Here is a 923-nt window from a genome sequence, read left to right as displayed (position 1 = left end):
GTCGGGGGGCATCGACACGAACGCCTGGTACGAGCTGTTGAACCGCAACAGCGGCAAGGCGTTGGACGTGTGCGGTGTGTCCACGGCGGACAACGCCTGCATCCAGCAGTACACCCGCACGGGCGGGCAGAACCAGCAGTGGCAGTTCGTCGACTCCGGTGGAGGCTACTACCGGATCCGGGCCCGTCACTCGGGCAAGGTGCTGGACGTGTCCAACAACTCGACCGCGGATGGTGCCGCGATCGTGCAGTACGGTGACCACGGCGGGGCGAACCAGCAGTTCCGGGTGGCCGACTCGGGCGGCTACGTTCGGCTGATCAGCCGGAGCAGCGGCAAGGTGGTGGAGGTCCAGGGCGCGTCCACCGCTGACGGCGCTCCCGTCATCCAGTACACCGACCGGAACGGCACGAACCAGCAGTGGCAACTGGCCCGGGTCGGCGGGCCCACCACTCCGCCGACGCCGACACCGACGGCCAGCACGACCCCGCCGCCGGGCTCGTGCAACCTTCCGTCGACGTACCGGTGGTCGTCGACGGGCGTGCTGGCGCAGCCGAGGTCGGGCTGGGTGTCGCTGAAGGACTTCACGGTCGCCCCGTACAACGGCAAGCAGCTCGTCTACGCGACCACGCACGACTACGGCACGTCGTGGGGTTCGATGAACTTCGGCCTGTTCACGAACTGGTCGGAGATGGCCACGGCCAGCCAGAACACGATGTCCTCCGCCACGGTCGCGCCCTCGCTGTTCTACCACGCCCCGAAGAACATCTGGGTGCTGGCCTACCAGTGGGGCGGGCCCGCGTTCTCCTACCGCACGTCGAGCGACCCCACCAACCCCAACGGGTGGTCCGCGCCGCAGACGCTGTTCTCCGGCAGCATCACCGGCTCCAACACGGGCCCCATCGACCAGGCCGTCATCGGTGACG

At 68.5% G+C, this 923-nt stretch carries 1 protein-coding gene; it reads left to right on the top strand.

The annotated features are described in order from the left end of the window. Positions 1-923, top strand: a 923-nt coding sequence (locus E1258_RS32860) for a non-reducing end alpha-L-arabinofuranosidase family hydrolase (protein WP_207919945.1), incomplete at both ends; no start/stop codon positions are given.

The organism is Micromonospora sp. KC207, from assembly GCF_004348615.1.
Classification (GTDB): domain Bacteria; phylum Actinomycetota; class Actinomycetes; order Mycobacteriales; family Micromonosporaceae; genus Micromonospora.
Note: the sequence above shows the minus strand (reverse complement) of the source record. Positions and strands in the feature narration are given on the sequence as shown.